The 23650-nt window shown below is 36.4% G+C and carries 26 protein-coding genes and 3 pseudogenes; 1 reads left to right on the forward strand and 28 read right to left on the reverse strand.

From position 1 onward, the window contains the following. Positions 1 to 36: 36 nt before the first annotated feature. From PGL02S_RS18855 to PGL02S_RS18945, 19 genes are all read right to left on the reverse strand, one after another. The gene (locus tag PGL02S_RS18855) at positions 37 to 255 is read right to left on the reverse strand and encodes a hypothetical protein (protein ID WP_063477607.1); all 219 of its coding nucleotides are present in this window, start codon (positions 253 to 255) and stop codon (positions 37 to 39) included. Between the two features lie 20 nt (positions 256 to 275). Then, positions 276 to 572, reverse strand: a complete 297-nt coding sequence (locus tag PGL02S_RS18860; RefSeq protein ID WP_164762875.1) for a hypothetical protein — start codon at positions 570 to 572, stop codon at positions 276 to 278. A 146-nt stretch (positions 573 to 718) separates the two neighbouring features. Continuing rightward, positions 719 to 1168 carry a hypothetical protein gene (locus tag PGL02S_RS18865; RefSeq protein WP_063477605.1) on the reverse strand — a complete coding sequence of 150 codons (450 nt, stop codon included), beginning with the start codon at positions 1166 to 1168 and terminating at the stop codon, positions 719 to 721. Continuing rightward, positions 1155 to 1427 (reverse strand): hypothetical protein, encoded by a 273-nt coding sequence (locus PGL02S_RS18870; protein ID WP_063477604.1) that lies wholly within the window; start codon positions 1425 to 1427, stop codon positions 1155 to 1157. Before PGL02S_RS18870 ends, PGL02S_RS18865 begins: the two co-directional genes overlap by 14 nt. A gap of 394 nt (positions 1428 to 1821) precedes the next feature. Continuing rightward, positions 1822 to 2022: a hypothetical protein gene (locus tag PGL02S_RS18875; RefSeq protein WP_063477603.1), complete on the reverse strand. Its 201-nt coding sequence runs from the start codon at positions 2020 to 2022 to the stop codon at positions 1822 to 1824. A gap of 1329 nt (positions 2023 to 3351) precedes the next feature. After that, positions 3352 to 3642, reverse strand: coding sequence for a hypothetical protein (locus PGL02S_RS18880; RefSeq protein ID WP_063477600.1), 291 nt, complete (start codon positions 3640 to 3642; stop codon positions 3352 to 3354). Between the two features lie 99 nt (positions 3643 to 3741). Further along, the gene (locus PGL02S_RS18885; RefSeq protein WP_063477599.1) at positions 3742 to 4020 is read right to left on the reverse strand and encodes a hypothetical protein; all 279 of its coding nucleotides are present in this window, start codon (positions 4018 to 4020) and stop codon (positions 3742 to 3744) included. A gap of 206 nt (positions 4021 to 4226) precedes the next feature. Then, positions 4227 to 4643, reverse strand: a complete 417-nt coding sequence (locus tag PGL02S_RS18890; protein ID WP_063477598.1) for a hypothetical protein — start codon at positions 4641 to 4643, stop codon at positions 4227 to 4229. A 392-nt stretch (positions 4644 to 5035) separates the two neighbouring features. After that, complete coding sequence (locus PGL02S_RS18895) at positions 5036 to 5419, reverse strand: hypothetical protein (protein ID WP_063477596.1); 384 nt, start codon at positions 5417 to 5419, stop codon at positions 5036 to 5038. Between the two features lie 383 nt (positions 5420 to 5802). After that, positions 5803 to 6183 (reverse strand): hypothetical protein, encoded by a 381-nt coding sequence (locus tag PGL02S_RS18900; protein ID WP_063477594.1) that lies wholly within the window; start codon positions 6181 to 6183, stop codon positions 5803 to 5805. Between the two features lie 469 nt (positions 6184 to 6652). Then, positions 6653 to 7336 carry a hypothetical protein gene (locus PGL02S_RS18905; protein WP_063477593.1) on the reverse strand — a complete coding sequence of 228 codons (684 nt, stop codon included), beginning with the start codon at positions 7334 to 7336 and terminating at the stop codon, positions 6653 to 6655. A 75-nt stretch (positions 7337 to 7411) separates the two neighbouring features. After that, positions 7412 to 9058 carry an LPD1 domain-containing protein gene (locus PGL02S_RS18910; protein WP_063477592.1) on the reverse strand — a complete coding sequence of 549 codons (1647 nt, stop codon included), beginning with the start codon at positions 9056 to 9058 and terminating at the stop codon, positions 7412 to 7414. Between the two features lie 253 nt (positions 9059 to 9311). Continuing rightward, a complete protein-coding gene (locus PGL02S_RS18915; protein ID WP_063477591.1) occupies positions 9312 to 9896 on the reverse strand; it encodes a hypothetical protein in 585 nt (194 codons plus the stop codon). A 969-nt stretch (positions 9897 to 10865) separates the two neighbouring features. Next, positions 10866 to 11024, reverse strand: coding sequence for a hypothetical protein (locus tag PGL02S_RS28275; RefSeq protein WP_164762876.1), 159 nt, complete (start codon positions 11022 to 11024; stop codon positions 10866 to 10868). Positions 11025 to 11809: 785 nt separating this feature from the next. Further along, a complete protein-coding gene (locus tag PGL02S_RS18925; protein WP_063477589.1) occupies positions 11810 to 13480 on the reverse strand; it encodes an SNF2-related protein in 1671 nt (556 codons plus the stop codon). Further along, positions 13477 to 13866 (reverse strand): hypothetical protein, encoded by a 390-nt coding sequence (locus PGL02S_RS18930; protein WP_063477588.1) that lies wholly within the window; start codon positions 13864 to 13866, stop codon positions 13477 to 13479. Before PGL02S_RS18930 ends, PGL02S_RS18925 begins: the two co-directional genes overlap by 4 nt. Positions 13867 to 13921: 55 nt before the next feature. Continuing rightward, on the reverse strand, positions 13922 to 14491 hold the full coding sequence (locus PGL02S_RS18935; RefSeq protein ID WP_063477587.1) for an RNA polymerase sigma factor: 570 nt from the start codon (positions 14489 to 14491) through the stop codon (positions 13922 to 13924). Between the two features lie 205 nt (positions 14492 to 14696). Beyond that, positions 14697 to 14951, reverse strand: a complete 255-nt coding sequence (locus PGL02S_RS18940) for a hypothetical protein (RefSeq protein ID WP_063477586.1) — start codon at positions 14949 to 14951, stop codon at positions 14697 to 14699. 15 nt (positions 14952 to 14966) lie between these two features. Continuing rightward, positions 14967 to 15452: a hypothetical protein gene (locus PGL02S_RS18945; RefSeq protein ID WP_063477585.1), complete on the reverse strand. Its 486-nt coding sequence runs from the start codon at positions 15450 to 15452 to the stop codon at positions 14967 to 14969. Positions 15453 to 15883: 431 nt separating this feature from the next. Here PGL02S_RS18945 and PGL02S_RS18950 point away from each other — a divergent pair, with 431 nt between their 5' ends. Next, positions 15884 to 16711, forward strand: a complete 828-nt coding sequence (locus PGL02S_RS18950; RefSeq protein WP_164762877.1) for an HD-GYP domain-containing protein — start codon at positions 15884 to 15886, stop codon at positions 16709 to 16711. Positions 16712 to 16993: 282 nt separating this feature from the next. Here PGL02S_RS18950 and tnpB read toward each other — a convergent pair. The 9 genes and pseudogenes from tnpB to PGL02S_RS18990 all read right to left on the reverse strand — a co-directional run. Then, positions 16994 to 18003: pseudogene (tnpB, locus tag PGL02S_RS18955) on the reverse strand (IS200/IS605 family element RNA-guided endonuclease TnpB); the annotation flags it as partial. 14 nt (positions 18004 to 18017) lie between these two features. Next, a pseudogene (locus PGL02S_RS18960) lies at positions 18018 to 18125 on the reverse strand (transposase); the annotation flags it as partial. A gap of 293 nt (positions 18126 to 18418) precedes the next feature. After that, positions 18419 to 18724, reverse strand: a complete 306-nt coding sequence (locus PGL02S_RS18965; protein WP_063477582.1) for a hypothetical protein — start codon at positions 18722 to 18724, stop codon at positions 18419 to 18421. A 249-nt stretch (positions 18725 to 18973) separates the two neighbouring features. Beyond that, on the reverse strand, positions 18974 to 19561 hold the full coding sequence (locus PGL02S_RS18970; protein ID WP_127502904.1) for a hypothetical protein: 588 nt from the start codon (positions 19559 to 19561) through the stop codon (positions 18974 to 18976). An 85-nt stretch (positions 19562 to 19646) separates the two neighbouring features. Further along, positions 19647 to 19973 carry a hypothetical protein gene (locus tag PGL02S_RS28280; RefSeq protein ID WP_197477059.1) on the reverse strand — a complete coding sequence of 109 codons (327 nt, stop codon included), beginning with the start codon at positions 19971 to 19973 and terminating at the stop codon, positions 19647 to 19649. A 70-nt stretch (positions 19974 to 20043) separates the two neighbouring features. Next, entirely contained in the window at positions 20044 to 20298 is a 255-nt protein-coding gene (locus tag PGL02S_RS18975; RefSeq protein ID WP_063477579.1) for a hypothetical protein, read from the reverse strand. A 168-nt stretch (positions 20299 to 20466) separates the two neighbouring features. Further along, a complete protein-coding gene (locus tag PGL02S_RS18980) occupies positions 20467 to 21486 on the reverse strand; it encodes a hypothetical protein (protein ID WP_063477578.1) in 1020 nt (339 codons plus the stop codon). Positions 21487 to 21568: 82 nt separating this feature from the next. After that, positions 21569 to 22654 carry a GGDEF domain-containing protein gene (locus tag PGL02S_RS18985; protein WP_063477577.1) on the reverse strand — a complete coding sequence of 362 codons (1086 nt, stop codon included), beginning with the start codon at positions 22652 to 22654 and terminating at the stop codon, positions 21569 to 21571. A 185-nt stretch (positions 22655 to 22839) separates the two neighbouring features. Beyond that, a pseudogene (locus PGL02S_RS18990) lies at positions 22840 to 23650 on the reverse strand (DUF5704 domain-containing protein); the annotation flags it as partial.

Below are 23650 nucleotides of genomic sequence, written 5' to 3' on the forward strand. Positions count from 1 at the left end.
AAAGTTTGCTGCATTACAGGAACTCCGCATTTCAGCCTACCTTCTATTTCCATTTGGCAGATATCCTACTTTGAAAATACATGTTTCTTTAAGATAGTAACCGCCATTGATGGTAATCTTATTTTCTGTATGAGATTCAATAACACCTGTTTCCTGGTGTGTTCCTTCTTTCATATACACTTCAATTGGTAGTGCAAAGAAAATAGCGTTATCAAAGTCCACTGGATTTATAAGTACATCATCCTGTTTCAACATCATAACGTCCCCCTCATTGTTTAAATCTCATCTTGATTATCTATTCTTTCGACAGCATTACAGTCATATTTCCCCATCGCTATCTTTTGACCAGCATCATTATACCAAATGACCTCTACACTTTTTCCAGATCGCGACACATCGTGTATTAAGCCATTCGTAAAGTTTGACCATTTTGTTTTCTCATGTTTTATATGTCTTACCTTGTTTCCCGGTTTTAAGCCGTTAATAGCAATTCGGGATATGGTTTCATTTTTAAGGTTCTTCTTTTTAAAATCACGTCCGCAAAGATGGCATTTTGAACCCGCGATAAGCACCTCGCAGAAAGGGCATTTCTTCATCCCATTCACCTCAATATGAATAATTTACACGAGTTATTCTATAACGTTGCAAATTCAACTCTCTGGTAGAAATTCCTATTCCAGTATATCATACATTATTTATAACTCTTTTACCTATCACATTAGAGCTCAGAAGAAATGTCAGTATATTTTATTCGGCATTTTAAGTCATTCTGAAATACTTTTATCGTTTTACCCGCTTCATGTAAAACTGTTATGAGGGAATACCCTTTGCTTAATTCATAATTGCGAAGAGCAGCAATATAACTCTCTCCTTCTACCTCAATTTGAAAAGAAAGAGATTCCAAACACTTTTCATATTTCATTTGTGCCACTTTATCATCAATGGCCATCTGAAACTCATCCTCCGACCATTCTCCTACCCAATCATTCGTTTCAGGACTCCAAAAAATCAATGCATTACCTCGATAATCCTCTGAATAATAATAACCACGATAGTGATACAAAAAAGAATCATTCATCGAATTGAAAAATCGATACACCCTATCCTTGATTAAGCACTTATAGTCTGTTGTTTTGGTCAGTACTATTAACTCATTACTTGTCACCATTCTTAATGTTCTCCTCTTCAACTATGCCAGGATCTGTTTGATAATCTTCCAACGTCCTCTGAATTCTTTCAATTAACATTTCAAGCTGTTGTTCCTGATCATGGAAAAATGATTGATCTGTGAGGTGGACTTCAGCCAATTCTTGGATTCGTAGGTAGTCATGCATTGGTATGTACTGTTGGTTTTGCTCTTTCTCTAGCTGAGCAAGTAAAAATGACATGGTCTCCAGTAATGATTCAACATCGGTTTTCATAGACATTGTCAAACACCATCCTTTTTGGAATTTAATAAAAAAACGCCTCCCTTTTGTAACTCATGTCAAATAGACATTGAGAGATAATCAAAAGGTGAGGCGTATTTTCTAAGATTAAGTACTTCATAGCCGCATGGCAGAAGCAAAAGATAAAGTATCTAATGTCCTAATTATACCATTTTTTCAGCGTTAACAAAACACCTACTTCATTGATATTCGTCCGAACTATTGAACATTCTATATCCAGTCCAAACATCTCTTTTTATAAAGTTATTATGGGAACTCTGGGTTTTCATTTCAGAACATAGTATTGAAATTTGCATTTAGAACAAGATTCATCAATAGATTGATCCGGGATAGTGCCCTCAATAAGATTGATTTTCTATATCCAAAAAGACATTTATGTTGTCGAAAAGAAACGGTCACCTTCATCTAGTAAACTCATATAATCTTTCTCCGTCCATCCTTGAGGAATTCCATCTATCTCTTCTTCCTTAATAACCTTGACCGTGTAGACACTGATAGGAAGGAACAGAATAGGGCCATCCTCACTCAATTCGCAATACAACAAAGTCGGCTCACTTATATCTGGATTTCTCAAATGTATTCACCCCATCCCTAATGGAATACACGCCTCAAGTAATGATTTAATTTTGATGATACAAAAAAACTGAGCAACATAGCAAATAGCATTGAGTAAAGTGGTGTAAAATCGCCAAAGGCTAGGACTGTAAGAAAAACCACTATATTGAAGATGATGATTGCTCCCCCCCAGAATACCAATAACGCTACCATGAGCCGGCAAACTCCTAATGGAAACTGTAAAAAAACAATAATCAGGGGATGCCACATTTTTCGGAGCATAAACTGGATACATTCCCTTAACCAAGAAACAATAAGAAAGGATACGAAGAAAATAATAATATGAGGCAAACTTATACCTATAAACGAAACTGTATGCAAAATCTCCCATGGTGAGTCCTCAATGAAGAGGTAAAGGAAATCCTTAAAATAGATTGTTCCCTTCCAGGTCACAAATAAAGCTAGTGCCAATGAAAGACACCAGCCAAACGCTGCTCGATGATTGATTATTTTTCTATGTTGTAAACTAGACAATATCTCCCCTCCTTATTTCATGGACATGTATTTACTTATGAATACAACAACCAGGTCTTCATTAAATAACATTAAAAGTTCTCATGTTCATAGTATGACTTAATCTTTAGCAGACTACCGCTCGATGCACTATCCACTCCTGTATGATAGTTGTCGGTATCCATTGAAATTTCCACATAATCAATAGACTTCTCAATCAGATAATGAGTGAATTCAGATCTGATTTGATCGTACTGATCAGATGTTTCCCAACCTTCCTTAGATCCATCGCAATTCACAAAAAAAAGAATAATAGTTATTAGCTACGCTTTGAAGAATTTCAGATACGAGATTTATTTCGCGTGGAAACTCGTCCAAGTTAAATAGTTCCATTGCTAATTCACGTGCTACTACTAATTCATTAAAATTATAGTGAGTTACAATAATGAAATTATGTTTAACCCATCCCAAACTATTCTCCTATCCCTTTGAACAGTTTTATTCAGACGTTTTTCATTTCAAAATCGGCTTGTATACCTCTCTGACAACTTTCACATGATTCGAATTGCTGTATCTATAATCACAGGACATCATAATATCTATTGCATCAGCTATAAGAGAAATACGGTCCTCTGTATATTTTCGCTCAATTGAATTAATGAGATGTAGGCTTGATTGCAAACGCTCCATTCTTATTTCTAAATCATAGAGAATCCACTTTCGTTCAGATTCATCTATGTTGGGAAACTTTCGAAAAATCGATCTTATCTTCTTGTTCCTGAAAAAGTTGAACAATGATTGCCCCCCTTAAAACAACATAATATTCAAACGGTGCTCAAACTACTTGTTCAATATATTTAGATTTGAAGAATACTTTGTATCCTTCGTTTCTCGCTTCAAATATGAAATTTACTCCGTACTGAAGCTGCTCAACTTTATCATTTTGATCCATGTCTTCTTCTTGGCTTGTTCTCTCAAATTCTTCTGCTAGGTATATTGCGAGATCCGGCAAATCATCCATTTCGATATTACATTTTTCAAGAATATTATGAATGAGCTGATCGTCGCCAATAACCACATAATATTTACTGTATTCTTCGATTACTTTCTTGAACTTCTCTTGCATATAAGCGCCTCCTAAAGTATCCACCTGCACGCGGTCTGTATTCCGTTTTGTCTGTCTGGAATGAAATAGAATAGTCTTCTCATCATGAATAATCGATATTCATTGGAGTTCATCTAGAAATGCTTTAATAGACACGCCACTTTTGCTAAATACACTTAAAAGCTCTTCGGCTACTTTATATTGATCCATGGTTAAACTTGTTTCTTTTGACAAGATATCATAAGACTTTAATTCCCCATTTTCATCTAGAACATCCTTAATGGTTATTTGCGGATTTGCCGATATCTCGAAAGGATTAAAGACTGTACTCTTGCTAGGGTCAATTTCGATTATTTTTCCTCCGAACTTTTCTACAAAGTCATTCATTTTATCATTCATTTGGATGCACTCTCCCTATTCAATTTATTTCATAAGACAATAGCGGTTCTATTTCGATGATCAGCATCGCGAAGGCGAAATCGGTTGTTGCTGATTAAAGAAGTAGAGCTGGTAAACAACAAAATAGAGAATGCCAGTATAAAAAGGGGTTAAATCACACAATAAATGATTGAAAATCTTCATTTTTATTTTTTCTGTTTTATACCTTATTTGCGATTAGCTGTGTCCTTTTCTTTAAGACCGAGATAGTGCTCATATTCACTTTTATAATAATCGGCTAGATACAATTCCACTTCATTAGCAAATGATTTTGCATCTTGCTCGTTATCAAATTCATTTTTGAATAGTCCTTCGAATATTTGAAAGTTGCTGAATATTCGATTTGGAGAAGCATTCGGGAGACGACTAATGGATACAATGTCTGTAAACATAAATTTAAAAACTCGTCTCCTTATTAACATAGATGGTAAAGAACGTTCTTCAAAATACAGTCTGCAGTTTAAATTCTCCATTCTCTCTCGAAAGGCACAATCTCTTGTTTCTGCAACAACTATTACCTCAAATGGATTTACAGCATTAGGATCTACTTGAATATCAACTTTAAGAACAACCGAAGTTTCCATTATATACATCCTCTCTGTTCATTAAGCAGTTTTATACAAGGCGTCCTTTATAATATCATTGGTGACAACAAGATGAGTTGTTATTGAGATTGAAATAATTAGGATCAACAGAACAGCAGCTATTGCTTCAAACATTTATGTACGCTCCCTATTCATTTTGGATTCGTACCACACATGATAAGTAATATCCCACGATTCTTTTCCCTTAAAAACTATTACTTCGTGAATTTTGTATTTATCGCTATTTATAAAATCCCTGAACCAATACTCTTGATCCTCGACATTAACGGGATTTTTATAAAATTCTACAAATTTAACATTTTCCTTCGGTTGAATCCTATACATTTGCTGGCTATATTCAGACATCCTGATACTCGCTCCCATTCAATAGGTTACTCGTCAACTTTAGCAAATAGTTTTTTACGTAATACGATTAATTTTTGGAATTTATCTCGAATCTCTTGATTTATTTCAGGTTGATCCGGAAATACGTTACTTCCATCAACATAACATTCAACATTTCTTCCGTCATTAAACATTACTGTAAAAGAACCATCACCAACCCAACGTGCTGTATTCATTTCAATCTGACCTTCCGAAAATACAGATACTCTATCTATTTCATCGTTCAATGGCTTCAGCTTTTGCTGCAATCGCTTATTTGGCCAGAAAGGATCGCGTTTTTCACAAGCATCATTAGTACATATCCTTCTAGCTTCGCCATAATCGCCTTCCCTCATAAGGGCACTGCAAAGATCACATAAATGAGTCTCCAATTAAATTCTCCTTTACAACCTATTATTCAAATGATGTTCATTCTGTGCATTTACCGATTTCTAAAGATAACCCTGATCCGTCGCCAGACTTCCAGATGTGTAAATATGTATTCTCCCTATTCATTTAGTTGATTTTAAGTTTTTTTATGCACAAAAATTATCATGATGAGTGTCAATAGGAACCCGATTGAACTCAAAAAAAGAATTCCAGCTACCAAAAAACCTATAAGATAACCAAATCCATCATCTTGGATTTTGCCAGGGAAGTAGCTGACAATAATAATGGAGATTAACATCAGCCCGAAAGAACTAAAGTAACCCTTACAGATACTAAAATTGTCGTTCATTATACCGTACACCTCTATTCACTGAAAAGTCATGTTCTATTCAATTTCCACAGTTTTATATGCTTTTACTAGATCTTTCGCCATTCTGCCTACCGTCTCATCATCATGATGCTCATTTGAAGTGATTTTGGTCAGTAAATATAATAATAAGTCTCTAGGATCGTATTCCGGATTAATCTTATTTTTTTGTAACTTTTCTTCAAAGTATTGAAGGTAGCTTCCAGATTTATTTCCATTTTTATTTATGACAATGATCTTGTACCCGTCCACTTCATTAATTGGAGTTACTTTAAGTGAATGTTTCTCAGTTACGATCGCATACTGCTCGACTTCTTCAAGAATCTCATTGTGCTTACCTGCACGAATGGACACTTCTAAGCAAGTGTCGTACATTTCAACAAGTAATAATTGATCCATAATACTCTCTCCTATTCATTTGATTATTACTCTGACAATTGCATTAATGCCAATAATAATTACAACGATCAAAGCAGTGATTGCATATCACATTTTAATTTATGATCGACTTCTGGATCTCGTATAGAAAAACACATCGATATTAATTTTCATATACTGGCCGCGATGATCATTAATAGACTGATTAATTACTGATGGCTCACCTAACCCATGTTAAATGTGTTATTACAATACTCCGAGATTTGAAGATAATCTACTTGTAAGTGACTCAAATGTTTCCGAACGATATCAAAGGATACAACCGCCCTATAACTAATTATAAAGAGATGAGAAGAATTCGAGAAACTGTGCTCTCAGTTGAAAACAAAAAGTCCGGATAAACTCATATTGAGTTTATCCGGACTTTTTTGTGGTTAGGCTTTCTCATTCTCAGTAACGGAACTAATGTATCGCTACATTGATTGATACTCTATCTGGTCGTAGAGATAACCGTTATAACCGAATATATAACAAGAGAACAAGCCACTAAATATGATAAAAATGCGATGGCCGTATAGATCCAAAAAAGCAGACGACTATGTGACCATATAAGCCTTCCATCGGTAAATCCGAAAGTCGTATTCGTTAAAGCCTGTACATCCTTATTTCGAATTTCCATGGCTTCTTTGCGCTTTCCTTCCCAAAGTTTTATGCATGGGAAGAAAAGCGTCATCATATTAGTACTCAGAACTAAAAACGATATTAAAAGAGTTACGTAATGGTGATTTTGCTCAAAGAGTGCTAGCCATATACCCATAATCATAAATACTATTCCTACCATACCTTCAGCTGCTGGTCCAGCAATTGCAAACAAGAGAAGTTTCCATTTTCTTGACCCAAAGTAAACATGGTTCCAAGGATATGCGAGACCTCTTGTTTGACGCAATTTTTTAGCCGGTCTTGAATATTTAATAACTGGGATACCACAGACTTTAAATGATTTTTCTCTAGAGCCATTGATATCACCTAATACGATTCCAGCACGGCTTTCCCTATAAACTAATTTCAGAATTAAATAATGACCCACTTCATGAAAGAAGGTCGAAATGATTCGAAAACAGGATATTAACGAAGCAGAAACTAGAAAAAAAACCAATATGATAAATTGGCTCATTGTATTTAATCCTCTCCATTCATTGTGTACACCTTATTATCGGAAATAATGCTCAGTATAATAAGATGAAAATCATCAAAACAAGAGCAATTGTCCATTCTGAGCATGTAAATAACTCTGGACTTCAGTCTCTGGTGCAGTTACATCAGACTGTGAAATATGAAAAGAAAAACTCCTCTTCTCTTCACGAATGGGTTCACATTTTGAGAACAGATTATCAAAATAAGATCTAAGTTCATTCAGATATTCTCGGTCAGAAGGATAAATTGGTTGGTCGTAATCTTGCTTAAGAAAGGAGGATTCAATCCTTTTGCATTTTGCGAGGTATAATTCGAAAGAACGTGCAAAAATCTCGGTAGGTTGAAGATAGTAATTCCGATTATATTTTGTTGTACCTCTCCATCTCTCTACAAATGGATCGTCTGCTGGTAATCTCGAAATATTTTGGTCAACGATTTGCTCGTATAATTGAATAAGTCGCACAAAAGACATTTCCTCACTCAACATACATTTTTCATTCATGGTATGGTCTATCTGATGACCAAGTTCATGCATAAAAGAGCTTGGATGTTCGATATCGATTATGGTAGCTCGATAAAATGCATAATGTAAGCCTGCAGCTCGATGTTTTCCCAATTTTCGGATACGGAAACTATAATCCTTTGCAAGTGGTATATAGACTTTCTTTTTGATTTCTTCAAATTCTTTTTCCAATGCATGGAATCTAATGAGATCCACATCGTTATCAAGTTCCACTGTTCCATAACGAGTCAAAAATTTATTGCTTTTCATGACTGCCTTAACTTTTTGATTGATATGTTTCTTGTCTTGAAAGGACTTTGCATAAGTGGAATGTTCATCAATCATGCGTTTAGTCTTTTCCTGGACATAGTTCATTGTACTAATAAGGCGAGGAATTATTATCTTCTTACCTTGTGCGGTTTCCATAATATAAGGAACGCCATCATCATTCCTTGCTAAAGAGAACTCTTCATAGGAATAATAATTGCTTATTTCTGTTTCTTCTCCATCAACATAAGGAAGATTGTATTTTTCGATTTCATCTTTTACCTCTACCGCAAATAGATCATCACCCGGACGAACAACCTTTCCCCTACTAACCGATTCAGTTGAGTAGTACTCGGCTATTTTATACCTAATGTAATCTTTTTGCTTAATCGAAAATTCACACAAAGTATTTAAAAAAATAATTTTAGATATTAATCGTAAGCAGTCTGCAAATAGAAAGTAACCGATTCGGTTCAAGTTTTCTTTCAATCCATACTTTCTTAAATGGTACTTTTCAGGTAATTCTTTATTCAAGAATGTGTACGCGATATCCGTTTGATTGAGTTTTAAAGCCACTGGTAATGACGGTTCATATTGTTGGGGAACTTTATTAATCTTAGCAGCGCTGCAGAGGAGCCTCAAAATAGAATTTTCCTTCTCATTAGCAAATTCCTTCATAATTTCTACCTCAACCTTGTAAGGGCCGAACGAAATATCTTGGAGAAAGCTCAGTTTATCTTCAAGATTTTTCGCAAAAAACATGGCCTTTACTTTTCTTCTGATTGCCGATTCGCATTTCTTTCTTAAATCATGAACAGTATCCTCAGGGGAAACAGTAAATTTAGCTTCAGCAATTAAATCGGACAAACCATAATGTGCATACTGTTGTTTTAATACCTCTGCCTTTTTAAGTGTGACAATTCGTTCTTTCATGAGTATCCCTCCAGATCACTGAAATTTAGTCAAAAAATAGACTAAAATGCTTCACTCAATGCATTCACGACAGGTCCATAAAAAAACACACCAGAAATGAACAAATCCCAATTGGGATATGTCTGATCTAAGATCAGATTGTTCACTGCTAGTGTGTTCTAAATAGAATCTCCGATGCCGCGTGGCGCAGAGCAAAATCATTATAGTCGAGTTATGAGTTAATCATAACACTTCTATGCCAAGAAGTGAATGGCTACCCATTTTTCTTGAAACGTTCGGCAAATGTAGAGAATTCTCGCCAGTTTTCTTCTAAATATTCAAGCCGTTTGATTTGTTCTTGTAGAGAAGCATTCGTTTCTTTCAAGTTATGAATTTCTCTATCCTTCTTCTCAAGTGCTTCACGTATGGTTTGAAATAGACCAAGGTTTGAACTCAGCGCTTTAATATACTCACTTAGTTCATTCACTCGCTCCGGACTCAGCAATTGTTCGAGGAGCTCAAATTTCGCTCTATTTCTAACGCCCCGTTGTTTACCAATCCTTTGTTGTTTATTTTCAACTTCTGTCTCTATGGACCTCGTCGTTTTAGTTAGCGATAACTTCTTTTTGTGTTCTTTTGCCGCTTCAATCAGTTCCTTAGTTTTCTTTCTCAATTCGGAGTTCCATCTAAAGCCACAAGCTCCAGGGGTTCTTCCCTCCAGCTCCTCAGAGGCTCTTTGAAACGCTTTTAATTGAGTTTCACCAAGCCTCATATGATCCAAAACAATTTCTGTTAGGATGGAGTCTTCTTGGTTACTCCAATCTCTTTGCCTATGTCTTTTGATTGCTTCTACACTCACGTTGTATTGCTCCTTTCGACTTCTTTCTAATACAGATAAATCACTGGTGGTAAAACACACAAAACTATTCATATTGTTACCAACTCAGGTATGAGGTATACCTTTATGTAGTTGGTATAGCAATAAGGTTATACATAAAACAAAAGAACGTTCCCATTAATAAGGAACGTTCTCTTTCTAATACTATTGTACCCATCATACTCAAACTCCTTTTTTTTAATTTCATATTAGGAACGTCTAAGTCCCAGATGATGGACTCCACCGCAGCTCGTGAAAGACGATCCTGCCTCAATCACCCAGAAATTTCAATCCAAATATTCCGTCCAGTATAAGTGATCCAGCTATACAAAAGGCTACAGGAAAGAGAAAGGATATTATTGCCTGGCTGGTTTCTCCTGAGTTTCTCTTTTTTATTGAGGCTAACACTGCCCCTATCGAAACGCCTACTTTAGCGGCGATCAAGACCAAAGTTACTGTATTGATAGGTGTCATTTTATTTATTCTACATCTGTTGTTATAAATTACGGCTTAATTTGTGCTTCTTCTAAAACTTCACTAAACAACAATTTGCATCATGTCCAGTTCATTGACACTGATCAACTCTATTTACCTTTGTACAAGAACCGACCAATCGTTAAACCCAAAAGCAAAAATACAATACATGCCACGCACCACATAAAAGTGTCATTTTTCAAAAAATCATCTATCATATCTACCTACTCCCCTCAGAATTCTGGTTCTGCTATCGAATATTTGTTCCGTCCGTGTATTCAATGATGTAAAATTGACAGCCGTTTACTTCACAAATGACGATTCCCCGAGTGGGGTCATTTATTTCCGATCCGGTGTTTGTCGTTTCACCGCAGCAGGGGCACTTTACGTCTTTAATGCCAGCGGCCAGTTCCTTTATTCTCGCTTCTAGCACTTTCTTAATACCGCTCATCCCAATACACCGTTCTATTCATAATGTTACTCCCCGAACAACCCATTTAAGGTTCCATCTTGAAAGGCTTTTTGATAAAGCACCGTTAGTAGATCCCTGGTTAATTCCCGACTGTGATCTTCAATCACTCCGGCTTCTAACATCATGGCCAGCATGTCGTTAACACGCTCTTGCTGCTTCCTCATTCTAATGCACGCTCCTTATTCATTGAATTACATTAGCCGAATATATTGTCTCAAAAATCAGTAACGGTTTTTCTTGTTGGTTTTTCAAACCATTTCGTTTCCTTTGTTTTTCACTCATGAAACACGCTCCTCTTTAAAAATGAGTCACTGAATATAATACCAATTTAAAAAAATTTCCTTTAAAGAATGTATAGGCCTTAAAAGAATATGTTTCCATGATGCTCGTGGATTATCAGGTATTTTCTCTTTATGATGATTGATTTGATTTTTCCACTTTCGTAACAACGGAACCAAAGCAGGAAGCCAGAAAATACACACAACAATTTGAAAGTAGAGAAAACCCATGACGGTGTTTAGAATGAGGTTCCAGTAAGGATTTCGATTGTCGAATTCTAATACTTTTGCAATTGCGAACCAAATGAATCCAAGGATGAAACCAATAAGAAAATAAAACCCAAAAATAGCTCCCAGAACATATAAATATGACATGGTAATCTCCTCCGCGCTTTATTGTTCGGTTGCCCTTTTTAGTCGTTTAAGTGCAGTTTCTGTATAGATCACTTTATCACCACAGAATTCATCCCATCCTACTGAATAGCCATCTAAGCAGGTACTGCATGTAAATGAGAAAATCAAATCTTCCGGATCATGATCATCCTTGATAACCTCTAAACTCATGACCTTTTCGCAGCAAGTTCGTAATTGCATCTTCTACCAACTTTCCTTATCTATGGTTTCCCCATTTAGCCCATCAATACACAGGTATCCAGGAGTACGATTATTGATTATGATGTGATTAGTTCTCGATGTTTCAAGTTATTTAAATATTGGCTGGCCAATGCCTGTATTCGACTTTTATCCGATCGTTTAGCCTCAAATTGACGACCAGGATCAATAATTCCGTTTGATTGGGAAGCTTTAATCCCTAATACTTCTACCATAGGTGGGTCCGATCCTTCATATGTATTAAGATATACAACCGTAATTTGTTCTTTCTGCCCCTCCCGCTCAAGACGACCAACTATTTGTTCAATGACCTTGGGAGACCAATCCAGTTCACCTATAAGAATCGTGGAACATCGATGTTGCAGGCCGTCCAACCCCGCTCCACTACGAAGTGAAAGTATCAAAAGATTACTCTCTCCTTCCATAAAGCGACGTGCTGACTCATCTTTTTGCTTATCCTTTTCGCTCCCTGTGTACATGGCGGGTTTATATTCATTAAGTTCTTTTAACCAAATATCATACACATCTCGGTGCCATCCCACTAAGAGTACGGGAATGTCAGCATCTAGCAATATTTTTGCATATCGTGCAACGTTAAGTGCTTTTGAAACCCCAGTTGCATGACGCATCAACAAGTCCAGTTCAAGACCTGCACGTCCCCTTTCCATAAAGGAGCCGATTGTTGTTTTTAAGGCGAGTTGTCGAGCAAGATCCTCAATTGATTTCAATGTGTCGCTATTAGGTTCTACCTCTTCAACAATGGTATTGACTGAAGGTATTTGAAGACCAACATCCTTCTTAGTTCGTCTTAGCATTACATTTTGTTCTCTTAAATAAGTACCTAATGCATCTGGATCTTTTACTTGTTTGTCATCAACGCACCATTCTCTCAAGAACTCCGGATATGTGCCTAATATACCACTCTGTATATATTCCATCACATTCCAAATCTCAGATCCATAATTATAGATTGGGGTAGCGCTAAGACCAAGACGATACACGGCAGCATCGGCCAGAATTTTTGCTGCTGTTCCTTTTCCACTTTTCACACCAGTTCTTAATTCTTGGATTTCATCAAATACCACAGTTTTAAAAAAACCATCATGAAAAGTATCAATCCAGCCGAGTAATTGACTATATTTAAATAGATATACATCTGCCTCAGGTAAATCATAGGGTCGGGTCCCCTTTATTTTGTGGACCTTCAGAGTGGTGAATGATTCAATTTTTCTCTTCCATTGTTCTTGAAGATGTGTTTGGGCCACAACCGCTGCCGGCAATGTTCGTGGATCGAGTAGCATGCCTGCACTTACGTATGTTTTCCCTAAGCTAGGGTCATCTCCCAAGAGAAGAGAACCTCTAGCAAGACACAACTCAATGGCTTGGGATTGATAATGTCTAATAACTTGCCCATCTTTTAAACCCATACGCGTTGGTGGCTGGTAATCCGGTTTAAGAATCGCTTCCATGACTGCCTGATTGGTTTCAAATTTTACTCGTCCGTTGTTAAGAGCTACTCTGTCATCATCCGTCATTACCATGGGGTATCGTGTGATAAACCACGATAAGTCAGCACAGTGACTATGATCATGCGGAAATGTGAAACGACTCGTTTGTGATTTAGATATCCGTGGGAAAAGTTGTTTCAATCTGATTGCCACATGTGGTGGAAGTGATGTCATCTCCCATTCATTTTGGACTAATGCAAGATTTCCGTATGTCTTGCTCATAACCACCCAACCCCTAATGAAGCTTTTAATGACGGTTTATTATTTATTGATAATGGAAGGCACATGCTTGTCCCAGTTAAAAGGATTAACCCGTTCACTTCATCATACTTGGAGTATCTCTCTAATTGTCTATAAGTCGCTTTTTTTGCGTATCTTGTTTTTACTTCCAATACAACATTACCAAAAGAGCTATGGATAAAGAAATCAGGTATATCTCGCTCAGATAATCGTTTTTCTCTTTCATACGTATATCCTTCAGTTTGAAGAAATTGTTCTACTTCGATCTGCGTACGTTTTTCCGGAACAGTATTAAATCGCTGTAATTGGAGACCGGATTTAATCGTGCTCATGTAGACAAAGAGCTTGTTATCAGTAATATCTTGCACTAATTTTCCCTCCTTTAGAAAATAATCGTATAGTACAATTTTCAAAATGATGGATCTAACTTACTCTATACTTTCTCCGTAAGTATGCTCTTCCTCGGAAAATTCTCGACTTCACCGTATTCACTTCCATTGAAAGATTATCTGCAATTTCTATCAGAGAATAATCCGAGAAAAACCGTAATAAAAACACGTTTTTATACTGATCAGGCATCGTTTTCACTAAATGAAGAACCCTTTTGCTTTCTTCATTATCTACAACTTGTTGATCAGGTGTTTTTTCACCATCGGAAAGCGTCTCAAGAATGAAGTTTGACCCCTCACTATTTTGTTCATCTATGGAATAATGAGGCTTCGATTTATTTCGACGCACACGATCAATGCAAAGATTCTTTACAATACGTTTCATCCAGGTGTTTATTCTACAAGAAAAATTATAAGTATGTAGGTTGAGATATATTCGAATATAGGCTTCCTGGACAACGTCCTCCGCATCTTCTCGATGCTTTAAAAATCGATATGCCTGGTAATATAACATATCCCTATTTTCTTCATAGAAAGCAGTGAAGGCCACTTGATCTCCAGAAAGAATTCTAAGTACTTGTTCATGTGTAATGTTAGGTTTCATGGTCCCTCCAAAATAGGATCATTTCTTATTCATAATTGTATCAGAGGAATAGATTTTCGAGAAAAAGAGACAGATAAATTTTCAATACTACAATCTATGTTGAGGGTGGTTAGAAGAAAGAAAAACCATCCCGTTAAGGGGATGGTTTTTTTCAGTGGATAAATTAATTATAGAGTTCATTTATGAATTTTCTAATGAATCAGCTTTATTGAAACAGCAATCTCCCAAAATCACTTAGAGTGACCACTCCTACCAAAAGAAGTACGAAACACAGTGCTACCATTCCATTTGTAAGCCATCTTATTTGGCTTTGAATGGTTTTTGATTCTTTATCTATATCATCCACTTTTTTTTCTCCGGATGAGATCATCTGAAGAGTAACAACCTTCATGCTTCTTGTGTTAGAGAGATATACCAATCCAACAAAAAGCAAAAGGAGAATCACCAATTTATCAAACATACCGAACCCCCCATTTTATACTGATAACAATTCGGATTCAGCAGCTCGGTTTCGTTGAGAATAGGCACGATCGATGCCGTGGGTGTAAATAATCTGGTTAAGCATAAATTTGCTAAGATCGATTCCATTATTTCTTAAGCGTTGAAGTATAACGCTTCGTTCTACATTACTGCGATATTGTAGTCTAACAAAATCAACAATTTCATCCGGTAAATTCATAATTGAGCTAGTCTCCTTCTGATCTAAACGATCCTTCTTTTTTCGTCTGTACGCAATAACTTCAGCATCCGAGGCAACAATGAAATCCCCCTTCATAGGACCATATAGTCCGTTGCCTTTTCGCTGCACGATGTAGTACATAACCATTCGGTTTAAAACAGAATGTACAGCAGAATATGTAAGATTTAGGGTAGAAGCAATATCGGCCGTGTTTTCAATGCCAGTTTCCAGGACATTTATTATGTTCATTTCAATTTGTCTGATTTTCACTTGATTAGTCATTTTACAATCAAACCTCACTTCTTTGATTTTTAAACTGCCTTCGCTTAACGGTCGGATACTGTCACCATTTATCTCATTTGCATAAGCTATTTATTCTGCATTCTTAGTACCGAAAAAACGCAAAAAGCACCCCTTATGCAAGTTTTTCTCTTGCGTAAGAGGTGCTTCCTCAATGTTAAAACATGTATTTAATTATAGCTCTAAATTTGGTTTGAAATGGTGACTGGCTTTGTATATTTATAAATTACCCTATGACCATAGTAATGTCAATAAAAATCTCTAGGTCTTTTGGCAGGTATTATCATTCTCAATATTTCTTGATATAATGAAAGGCAGAAAACTACATGTGAACATTGAGTGGGAGCACCACGAATCCGTCCGAGAGGACTTGATTCGTGGTGCTCTTTTCTATTAAGGAGATGATGCGGCACTTGGTTCTTAATAATCGTGAGGTGTATGTACTACACTTAATTCTGTTTGTTTTATTAATTATAGGTATACTCATAGGAGATTTTAATTTAAATTTTTTTGAAATTTTGTTACTTTTAACTGGCTATTCTTTGGTATCCCTTTATATAACCAGACTCATCCTCAACAAGCGATCGCTTAATTTAGTGAAATCAAGCAAATATACAAATACACAATTAGCAAAATCTGCAGTTAATGCTCTCGTAACAATGGTTGAGCTGCGTGACAGTTATACAAGTAAGCACTCATCAAATGTTGCTGGCTATGCATATTCCGTAGCTAAGAGTATGCAGCTCCCTGATGATGTTTGTAGAGATATTTATATTGGATGCAAACTCCACGACCTAGGTAAAGTTTATGTACCTGATGATATATTAAAAAAGCCAGGTCGATTAACAGCAGAAGAGTTCGACATCGTGAAGGCACACCCAGAAAAGGGATATCAAGTTGTCTCTCAATTAGAAATTTTTGATGATACCTGCATACCCAACATTGTGTTATATCATCATGAAAGATTTGATGGAACTGGCTACCCCAAGGGACTTTTTAGAACAGACATCCCCATTGAAGCAAGAATTGTAGCTATTTGCGATGCTTACGATGCTATGACTACTACACGAACTTATAGAAAGGCTATGCCACCTGAAGAAGCTATTCAAATCATTGAAGATAACAAAGGTTCTCAATTCGACCCGATTATTGCGGAGCACTTTGTTAGATGCATACGTGAAGAAGAGATTAACGAAGTAGATGCTCTCAATCTTTACAAAACAAATCAAAGGACCTCTTAGTATGCTATGAGGTCCTTTGATTCTTTAAAGAAATTCTTGATTTATCAAACATTCCACCTGAGTTATTCTTTCAAAATCATAATTCCATTAATGTCCTCTTGACACTCCCCATGCCTAAAGGCAGGGGATTCTTGGGTTGTCACTCCTAACGGAGTGAAATTCACCAAGCTATCTCTGTGTGTCCCACAGTTCAATTAGCTACACCAACAATCGAAGTCCTTCTTGCTCTATATTGATGGCAGCGTTTTGGTCACGATTATGGTGTACGCCACATTTTGGACATGTCCACTGTCGTAAATTTAGGTTTTTTACATCTTTATTTCGATATCCACAGGCAGGAGTGGAGCAAAGTTGGCTGGAGGGGAATTGTTTCCCAACAATAGAGAGCGTTCTTCCGTACCATTCCGCCTTATACTCCAGCATCGTCCGAAACATAGACCATGAAGCATCTGCAATGGATTTTGCCAATTTGTGGTTTTTGATCATATTTTCGACTTGCAAGTCTTCCAAACAGATTACTTGGTTTTAGCGGATCAGCTTGGTTGACAATTTATGTAGAAAATCATTTCGTGTATTGGCGATCTTTTCATGTAGCTTAGCCACTCTGATTCGTGCTTTGTTACGGTTTTTACTGCCTTTCTGTCTGCGAGATTGAGTCTGTTGCCACTTCGCCAATTGTTTTTCAAGCTTGCGATAGTATTTTGGATTCTCCACTTTCTCACCTGAAGAGAGAATAGCGAAATCCTTGATACCAAGGTCAATTCCTACTGTCTGATTTACTTCTGGTAGTGACTGAACCTCTGTTTCACATAATAAGATACAAAGAATTTGCCTGAAGAATGACGTCTGATCGTAGCTGAAAGGATGCGCCCTTTCACTTCTCTGGACTTTGCGAATAGAGCCCAGCCAAGCTTAGGAAGTTTGATGCGATTCCCTTCTACTTTGATGTTCATTTTACAAGTATAGGACTGTTTTGGATTCTTCTTGCTTTTGAATTTTGGATAGCCTTTTTTCTCTTTAAAAAACTTTTTGTATGAGGAATCCAAATCCTTCAATGTGGATTGCAGAGCAGTAGAATCTACTTCTTTCAACCATTCAATTTCTTTTTTCAGTTGAGTTAACATAGCCGAACAGTCGTTGTAATTCAGCGTCGTTTTCTTTTCTTGTTCGTAAGCATCTTTTCGTTTCGCAAGAAAGTGATTGAAGACAAAGCGAGTGCATCCGATGGTCTTGCCAATGAGTGTCGCTTGTTCTTTGTTTGGATATAGACCAAATTTGTACGCTATGTGCATACTCAATCACCCCTTTACTTCTGAGACTCAATGTATTTCTTAATTACATCCAGTTGAACAGTTCCAACAGTGGCAACAAAATTGGAGTTTGTCCATAGCGAGGGAAGTCTACTTTTGAGATGTCTAGTTTTCCATCCGCAACACTAAATTTGTAATTGAGTTGCTTTCGAATCTTGCCGAAACTCCAATTGGATATATTTTCGTTAACTCTCTTTCTCTTCTTCTTTTTCGTATTACGATCCACTTCCATCATGCGACAGGGAATGCTTCCTTGCGATAGACAGACTAGGTTCCAGATTTCGGCTGAAATCCGGTTACATGCGTACAATACAGTCTGTCCAAGTCGGCTTTAAAAGTTTGAAATGCTGTTTATTAAACATCGAATCACTCCACCTTTGCCCCCTTCCTTGATTCTCTAGATAGGTTTTGAATAATTATTGTTAATTAATATAGAACCGTTTTCAAGTCCATCTACTGCGGAGAATTGATAATTAATAATAATTTCTCCATTCAGAGGAATCTCTCTTTTCGAAAGTTTTTTACAAACTAGTTCTACTAATTGCTGCCTTTCACTCATCGTTAGGATATGTCCATCTGCATTTTTTATATCATTCTCTTCTCTTAGAATACCTGCTTTAATAGTAAAATGCCTTGATGCATGTGAGAATGATGGAGACTGATAAATCATATTACTTAATGCTGTAACAACTCCCTGGATCATTTTGTTTAAGCCCTCTTTCCACACAAGATTTTTTCTATCAAGCTGGAATACCTTTTAAGTAAGAGGTCAATTCTTTTCAGTGTAGTGAGAATTGATTCTCTAATGGTATCAATACCAAGATTACATTTAGTGTAATCCTGCTCGACGGTTTACGGCAATTTTCGCCAGATATTTCTTATAGCATGCAAAAAAAGCACGAACAACCAAGCCCTCTCGGGCTGAGCTGTGCGTGCTTCGCAACCTTCGTTCCTATTCAACTAAAAGAGAATTCAAACCATTTTGCTCTGCTAATCTGCACCAATCTGATCTTTTAGAGACGAGAATGTTATAGTGTAAATTGCTTCTCTGATCTCCAATATATGCACCTATTACTCTATCAGATAATTTATCGGCTGAAAAGTCTTCATTGTTTAGATAAAAATCTTCAATACTGCAAATCTTTTTTTGTTTACGGTTAGATAATATTGAAAAGATACGTTTCACTGAAAAAGCATAGTTTGCGGACCTTGAATGATTCTCTAATGTCTTAATAACATCATGGGATATGGCGATTCTCACGTTCTCATTTAGTTGCACTAATAGTTCTGGATTATTCAGCAGCACTTCATCATCAAAGCATAATTGAAAACCTTGAATTGATAAATAATTTAACTTGGACAATAAATCAGTGTCATTCATTTCCTGACTTGATTTACTTCGTCTGGTATCTTCATGAGAGACGGTGCTAGATGATTCAGTTGTTGTATTACGAGGAGTACCTGCTGAGAATATCCCATATATAACTAAGAACAACGTAATACCACCGATAATTAGCAATATCATGACTCCTACTCTCACCCTCCTTTATTCAAAGATACAGTAGCTAAGAAAATTACTAATACACAGATTAAACATTGTTCGTGGTATACATATTGGTTTCTAATCATTCCTCATTTTCTACAATACAAATAATATCCCTATAGTCCTTTTGAGAGAGCCTTACATACGGTTTTGGATTAATGTTCATTTTATGCAAAACGGCTTCATCAACAAAGTACCTATCGAATTTGTAAATTAGAACGTTGTGGTTATCTTCAGTTAGTTTCACTAATTTGTTTTTTAAAGGTGTAGACCAAACTAGATATCCATATCCGAAAATCATATAACCTGTAATAAGAAAAAAACCAAAACTAATCAAAAAAAAGAGTTTCATTTTTATATCCGGATCATCAACTGATACAATAACATTGAGTTGGAACATTGCCATCATTAAAAAGCAACAACATATTGGAACTAAAGACCATATCCAATACTTTGAAGGTTTATTGAAGTAGTTCCTCTCAAACTGCATTAAGAAGGTTCACTTCCTCTTGGTTCCAATCAAGTTTCTCTATCGCATTTTTAAAAGCTGCCTCATTAATATGGCCAGCAAGCATCCGTTCAAGTTCAGGCAGTTTTTTCATTGCTAAGCGTTTTTCCTCTGCAGTTCCAAAATTCATCATTGCAAGAATACAGATATATTTATGGATTAAAACGCCGGCATCAAGTTGATTAAGATCTTTAATATCCGGTTTCTCATTAAAACTTTGATTCATTACCGACACCTCTGTTCATTTTTTCCAATAGTTATTACTTAATTCCACTATAAGACTAGCCTCCGATTAATTCAACTTTCAAACAAAAAAGTTAAGCCGGTATGAATCACCAGGCTTAACTCATGCTTCCTATATTTATATTTCAAAAACCATCTCAATACAAGCTTCTCATGTTGAAGGGATATCGATCAAAGGAATCAACACTGATTGAGTTGGAATATGATCATCAAAATGAATACCCGCCGAATTGTCACCACTCTCCCACGTCTCGAAGAGAATTGGATTCACATATTCTTTTATGCCTTCACTTGTAAGGTCAAAGTCGGTATGTTTTGATGCTGTAAATATCAGCTTATGTCTAAAGTGATTTTCCGGAGCGGGATTCAATTTGTCCGATGACAGTAGTAAAGTTACAGTCGTTTCATAGGTTAGGTATCTTAAGATGTTAAAACTAAAATTAATGATTTCAGCAATCTTAGGTTCTAAGTTTATATCTATTAGTTGGTGTGGTACTTCTACAACTAGCAGCATTTGTGTTGGCTCATCAAGCTTCCCTACGATAGCCCAAAAGCTCCAAACGGCACGAAGAAATGAGAGGGCTTTATTGTATATGTTTTCATGTTGGTCAAGGTAAAATATTCGACCAGCATCTGCAGATTGATACCACTCTACTCTTGTCAGCTTTTCCATTTCTATTTTCAAATCGTTTTTGTAAGGATGGCCGTCATCCAACCTTTCTATTGCTCTTAAATATCCGAACAGCGGTCCCTCATAATTCCACCGATATGAAGTTGGTGGTAACAGCTCTGGCCGTGTAATCATCTTTGATTGAGCAAAAAGATTGAAGTATGAGGTGGAGAAATAACGCCGATTGTTAATGAAATTTTCTCTGTCCTCATAGTCCTCGGGTGGATCAGGCAAGCTCTCAGTCCATAGTATGGCGTCACTTTCCATTAATTCTCCCTTCAACACAACAGAATCCAATATTTGATATACGCTACCTAATTTCATTGACTGAACCTCAGAAATGATGCGCTCCACCAATTTTTTTCTAGGACTTTTCAGGTCATCTCCCACAATGGTCATAGTGGAATGCTCCTCCTGATTCCATGGCCAAACAATATCTTCGCCTGTTTCTGGATTCACACCTAATTTAATCGATTGATATAAAAGATTATTTTCACTCATACACTCTCAATCCTCCCGTAAATAAAAAAAGAAACTTTGTAAGAACAGTTTGACCATAGACGTTGTTTCGTTATCTTAACTCTTAATGTAAGAGTTCATCAAAAAACTCAGTTACTTGGTTTTTACCATTATTTTTAGAGTAATACATTGCTACATCTGACTTATGAATTAATTGATCAAAAGTAATAGACGGAGTACTCTTAGCATATCCAATGCTAAGTGTTACCTCGCTTTCAGATTCCACCCTTTTCCTTATACTCTCGGTAATGGTTTTAATATCTATATCTCCTGAAGAAAGATTAACAAATGCTACAATTTCTTCTCCTCCGTATCTTGCAGCGATTCCAAAAAGTTGTACCTCTTCCCTAACAATTTCAGCAACTCGAATTAAGACTTCATCTCCCTTCTTGTGGCCCTGATTATCGTTTAGTTGTTTGAAATTATCTATATCACAGAAAATTGCGTACACTTCAGAGTCAATTTGTTCTAATTCAGTTTGTAGCTGCTTTTGATAATGTCTTTTATTATAGAGTCCCGTCAACGGATCCGTTACAGAAGCTATATATGAATTCATAAGCAATTTCATAAGACGATCTTGGAGCGTCATAAATATAGATAATAACAAGAGTGGAAGAGTTAGATTAGAAACAACCCATACAAACTCCAATCCTATATAGTGAGCTGCCAATGTGACGAGTGCATAAACAAGAAGCACAAGCAGAGAAATGGATAGTTTTATTATTGCTCGATAATTATTTCTGATTTGATATAAAAGGAAAAGTGTAAGAATTACAAGAAACAAATTCGAAATGTAATAAACTTCTACTAGTTCAGTTAAGAAGTAAACTGTAATAAGCCCATACGAACTCAATTTCTCGTATCTTGTCTGTTCCCAATGTAACTGCGTTAACAAGATGAGAAAAAATACTATGCCCGCTAAAGTAAATCTTTGTGTAAAAGCAGAGATGTTTTGGTCAAACAAAAAAGAAGAAACCACTGAGCTGAATTGAAAAAAACTTAACACCATCGCACAAATTGTAAGATATCTATATCGGTTTCTTCGTGCTGAATAGAGCTGGTATGAGAGATAGAGAAGTATCAACGATATCGGAAAACAAATATAAGTAAGTACCCCCGAATTACTATTACCGAATAATTCAAGAACCATATGATCCTTCCTCCAAAAAAAGAAGCACAACTTAACAGAGGTTCTCCCTCAGAAAAGTGGTGCTTCCACAATAGATTTGTTTGTAATTGTACTAAAATTATAACAAGTTCTAAATTTGGTTTCTACATCTTCATTTATAAAGAAAGCATGGATTAACCATAAGCGGCAAACCCATGCTCTCACCGTTAATGGGTACCGGAACTGTTAAAATCATCATATGATGACTTATCAGCATTGTAGTAAAGAACATCACCATCAACCGATCCAAAAGTGACTCCATACGGAGTAGTAAATGAGCTTTTGAAGCCTTCCATATCTCTCCATTGATTATCATAGACTCCGTAGTACGGTGAATTTGATCTTCGAATATACTGAAGGTATGGATTACTTGTGTCACCATTTCGGATCGTTTCAATGGTGAAGTTAACGACAATATATCCATCCTTTAAGAAGACCTTTGACTTATCGTCTAGTCTACCTCCGTATTGAGCAAGATTTGTGCCCTTAGGTACCACGTATACTGCTGCTGGTAAACTGTACTCACCGTACCATTGTTGAACTGCCGCATTTGCACGATATATATCTACTCCTGCTGGTAATCCATACATGTTTCCTCTAAACGTACGTAAAGGTGCGGTTAGAATTTGTACATCATAACCCCCAACATAAGTCTTTTTAGAAGTATCTTTAATGTACTTCTCCATGTACCGTTGTTTTGTTACCTGCCACCCTCGTGGTCCAGAGAACATTTCCCAAAGAGTACTTGATGTATCAACCAAGTCTTGACCTGGGACATTACGGAGACGAGAGTTTAGAATAACATTTCTACGTTCAACATCAGCAGACGAACCAATTTTAACAAATCTAGCAGTGTCTGAATGGTAGTAAAGATCAACTAACCTACGATTTTTACCATCTTTCTGAACAAAGTAAAATGTTGGAGTAATCCGGATACCATCCTGATCATTGAACATATTTCCCTTCGTCATCAAATCA

Origin of the sequence: Paenibacillus glucanolyticus NBRC 15330, assembly GCF_004000885.1 — a bacterium.
GTDB classification, from domain to species: Bacteria; Bacillota; Bacilli; order Paenibacillales; family Paenibacillaceae; genus Paenibacillus_AQ; species Paenibacillus_AQ glucanolyticus.

Coding starts and splice junctions, on each gene's coding strand:
- PGL02S_RS18855 (WP_063477607.1), bottom strand. CDS start 255: ATGTTGAAACAGGATGATGTACTTATAAATCCAGTGGACTTTGATAAC.
- PGL02S_RS18865 (WP_063477605.1), bottom strand. CDS start 1,168: ATGGTGACAAGTAATGAGTTAATAGTACTGACCAAAACAACAGACTAT.
- PGL02S_RS18870 (WP_063477604.1), bottom strand. CDS start 1,427: ATGTCTATGAAAACCGATGTTGAATCATTACTGGAGACCATGTCATTT.
- PGL02S_RS18880 (WP_063477600.1), bottom strand. CDS start 3,642: ATGCAAGAGAAGTTCAAGAAAGTAATCGAAGAATACAGTAAATATTAT.
- PGL02S_RS18885 (WP_063477599.1), bottom strand. CDS start 4,020: ATGAATGATAAAATGAATGACTTTGTAGAAAAGTTCGGAGGAAAAATA.
- PGL02S_RS18890 (WP_063477598.1), bottom strand. CDS start 4,643: ATGGAAACTTCGGTTGTTCTTAAAGTTGATATTCAAGTAGATCCTAAT.
- PGL02S_RS18900 (WP_063477594.1), bottom strand. CDS start 6,183: ATGGATCAATTATTACTTGTTGAAATGTACGACACTTGCTTAGAAGTG.
- PGL02S_RS18905 (WP_063477593.1), bottom strand. CDS start 7,336: ATGAGCCAATTTATCATATTGGTTTTTTTTCTAGTTTCTGCTTCGTTA.
- PGL02S_RS18910 (WP_063477592.1), bottom strand. CDS start 9,058: ATGAAAGAACGAATTGTCACACTTAAAAAGGCAGAGGTATTAAAACAA.
- PGL02S_RS28275 (WP_164762876.1), bottom strand. CDS start 11,024: ATGAGGAAGCAGCAAGAGCGTGTTAACGACATGCTGGCCATGATGTTA.
- PGL02S_RS18925 (WP_063477589.1), bottom strand. CDS start 13,480: ATGAGCAAGACATACGGAAATCTTGCATTAGTCCAAAATGAATGGGAG.
- PGL02S_RS18935 (WP_063477587.1), bottom strand. CDS start 14,491: ATGAAACCTAACATTACACATGAACAAGTACTTAGAATTCTTTCTGGA.
- PGL02S_RS18940 (WP_063477586.1), bottom strand. CDS start 14,951: ATGTTTGATAAATTGGTGATTCTCCTTTTGCTTTTTGTTGGATTGGTA.
- PGL02S_RS18945 (WP_063477585.1), bottom strand. CDS start 15,452: ATGACTAATCAAGTGAAAATCAGACAAATTGAAATGAACATAATAAAT.
- PGL02S_RS18965 (WP_063477582.1), bottom strand. CDS start 18,724: ATGATCCAGGGAGTTGTTACAGCATTAAGTAATATGATTTATCAGTCT.
- PGL02S_RS28280 (WP_197477059.1), bottom strand. CDS start 19,973: ATGATGGCAATGTTCCAACTCAATGTTATTGTATCAGTTGATGATCCG.
- PGL02S_RS18975 (WP_063477579.1), bottom strand. CDS start 20,298: ATGAATCAAAGTTTTAATGAGAAACCGGATATTAAAGATCTTAATCAA.
- PGL02S_RS18980 (WP_063477578.1), bottom strand. CDS start 21,486: ATGAGTGAAAATAATCTTTTATATCAATCGATTAAATTAGGTGTGAAT.
- PGL02S_RS18985 (WP_063477577.1), bottom strand. CDS start 22,654: ATGGTTCTTGAATTATTCGGTAATAGTAATTCGGGGGTACTTACTTAT.